The organism is Gryllotalpicola sp. CP2-P1, assembly GCF_057512245.1.
Genome location: NZ_JBLRDT010000267.1, coordinates 1 through 2711, shown reverse-complemented (window position 1 = coordinate 2711; position 2711 = coordinate 1). Strand labels below are relative to the sequence as shown.

Genomic DNA, 2711 nt, shown 5'->3' with positions numbered 1-2711 from the left:
CGACGCCGCATATCTCGAGCTCATTCGCGCATGCCAGGCGCGGATCGCGGCGGGCGATGCCTACCAGCTGTGCCTCACCGAGCAGTGGTCGACGCGGCGGCCGGCGGACCCGGTGGCGGTGTACCGGCGGCTGCGGCGGCTCGCCCCGAGTCACCACGGCGGGTTCCTTCGCCTGGGCGGGCGCGAGCTTCTGAGCGCGTCGCCCGAGCGCTTCGTCGAGGTGGGCCCGGACGGCCGCGCCGTGACCCGGCCGATGAAGGGCACACGGCCGCGGGCGGCAGAGCCGGCGGTCGACGCCGCGCTCGCCGCGGAGCTGCTCGCAAGCGAGAAGGAGCGGGCAGAGAACCTCATGATCGTCGACCTCGTGCGCAACGATCTGTCGAAGGTGAGCGAGCTGGGCTCGGTCGCGGTCGAGAGCCTCTTCGCGGTCGAGTCGTATCGCACGGTGCACCAGCTCGTCAGCACCGTGTCCGGTCGGCTCGCACCCGGGGCCGGCGCGGTCGGCGCCTTCGCGGCGCTCTTCCCCGCCGGGTCGATGACGGGGGCGCCGAAGCGCCGCGCGGTCGAGCTGCTGCAGGGGCTCGAGGGCGTGCCTCGTGGGGCATACGCCGGGGCGTTCGGCTACTTCGCGGCCGACGGCTCCGCCGACTTCGCGACGACGATCCGCACCATCGTGATCGAGGGCGAGCGCGCGACGTTCGGCACGGGCGGCGGCATCACCTCGTCATCGGACCCGGCCGCAGAGCTCGCCGAGATGAAGCTCAAGGCGGCGGCGCTGATCGCGGCGCTCGGGGCGGGCGACCGCTAGAGCGGTCGTGCACGCGCCCCTGCCAGAGCGACACCCCGACCGCGGCGGCCACGAGCAGGCCGCCTGCGCCGGCGAACCACGACGCGAGGTCGACGTTCTGCTTCACGAGGCTGAACCGGCTCGGCAGCGCGTCGAGCGCGTTCTTCAGCTGGTCGGCGTTCTGCGCCCGGTGATAGGTGCCGCCCGTGGTCTTCGCGATCTGCTGCAGGGCCCGCTCGTCGATCTGCAGCAGGCTGCTGCCGCCTCGCCCGTCGAAGCCGCCCGCGCCCGGCCCGAAACCGCCCCCGCCGAAGCCGCCGGGGCCGTCGTTCAGCTGACTGCCCGGGCACACGAGCGGCGCAGGATTCCTCGTGCCGAAGCCGATCGTGAAGACCCGCACATCGCGGGCGGCGGCGAGGCGCGCCGCGAGCTGGGGGTCGGCGCCCTGCGTGTTGGCGCCGTCGGTCAGCAGCACGATCGCGTCGGGCGCGAAGCCGCCGCCGTCGGGCGAGGGCGGCTCGGCGGGCGGCGCGAGATTCACGCCGGTCGGGGCCACCGCGGGGTCGACCTTCGCGATCTCGTCGAGCGAGGTGATGATCGCCTGGCCGATGGCGGTGCCCCGCGAGGTCGTGAGACCCGTGAGCGCGTCGCCCAGCGCGCGGGTGTCGTCGGTGGGCGGCACGAGCACGCCGGCTGTCCCCGCGAACGTCACGAGCCCGATCTTCGGGCCGCCGCGCAGCGAGTCGACGAACGAGCCCGCCTGCTGCGCGGCCGCGGTGATGCGGTTCGGGTCGACGTCCGTCGAGCACATCGAGCCCGACACGTCGAGGGCGAGCATGATCGTCGACGACTTCGAGGGGACGTGAACGGATGCCTGCGGCCGCGCGGCGCCGACCGCGAGCACCGCCACGCCCGTGAGCAGCAGGGCGGCGGGAATCCGCCTCGCCCAGCTGCCGCGCCGCGGCAGAGCCTGCCGCACCAGCGCGATCGACGCGACGCGGATCGCCGCCCGGCGCCTGCGCCGACGCAGCCCCCACGCGAGCAGCAGCACCAGCGGAACGAGCAGCAGCGCGAGCAGCGCCCAGGGCCACGTGAACGACACCTCACACCACCCGCCCCGTGCCGACGACGGTGAGCAGCGCGCCCGCGAGCAGCAGGGCGAGCGCGACGGCGATGAACGCGGCGCCGAGCGGCAGCGGCTCGTGCACGATCGTGAGCCGCAGGTCGATCGAGTCGGCGACGCTGCCGAGCTGCTTCGCGTCGGATGCGGGGTGATAGCTGCCGCCCGTGATCTGCGAGATCTGCGTGAGGGCGTCGGCGTCGAGGGCCGATTCCATGCGGAATCCATCGGCCTCGACGATCGTGCCGGCCGGGGTCCCGACCCCGACCGTGTCGATGTGCACGCCGGATTGCGCGGCGAGCTGCGCGGCGGATTCGGTGTCGACCCCGCCCGCACCCATGTTCTGCCCGTCGCTGAACAGAACGATCGTCGCATTGGCCCACCAGCCGAGCTGCGGCAGGTTGCCGTCCTTCCCGATCGTGACCGTCTTGCCCGTGATGGTCGAGAGCGACCCGATGATCGCGGCGCCGAGCGAGGTGCCGCCCGAGACCGTCAGCCGATCGATCGCGTTCACGGCCCGGGCGTGGTCCGGGCTCGGACGAGAGGTGACGAGCGCGCCCTGCTCGAACGCGACGACGCCGATGTCGACCGAGTCGGGCTGGGCGGCGATGAACTGCCGGGCCGCCTTCTGCGCCGCGGCGATGCGGGTCGGCTGCACGTCGTCGGCGATCATCGACTGCGAGACGTCCATGGCGAGGATCACGGTGCCCGAGGCGCGCGGCGTGGGCACGGATGCCGCGGGCCCCGCCGCACCGACGGCGAGGACCGCCACGCCCGCGATCGTGAGCCAGAGCCCCACCGTGC

3 protein-coding genes are annotated in these 2711 nt (G+C 73.8%); 1 reads left to right on the top strand and 2 read right to left on the bottom strand.

Annotated features, from left to right (window positions below; genetic code table 11):
- Window positions 1–808: anthranilate synthase component I family protein (locus ACM2XV_RS14015; protein WP_487027372.1), on the top strand; the 808-nt coding region annotated here is incomplete at its 5' end.
- On the opposite strand, the gene ACM2XV_RS14010 is transcribed toward ACM2XV_RS14015, so the two are convergent.
- Entirely contained in the window at window positions 762–1889 is a 1128-nt protein-coding gene (locus tag ACM2XV_RS14010) for a VWA domain-containing protein (protein ID WP_487027371.1), read from the bottom strand. The genes ACM2XV_RS14015 and ACM2XV_RS14010 overlap by 47 nt on opposite strands.
- A 1-nt stretch (window position 1890) precedes the next feature.
- Window positions 1891–2711, bottom strand: an 821-nt coding sequence (locus ACM2XV_RS14005; protein WP_487027370.1) for a VWA domain-containing protein, incomplete at its 5' end; no start/stop codon positions are given.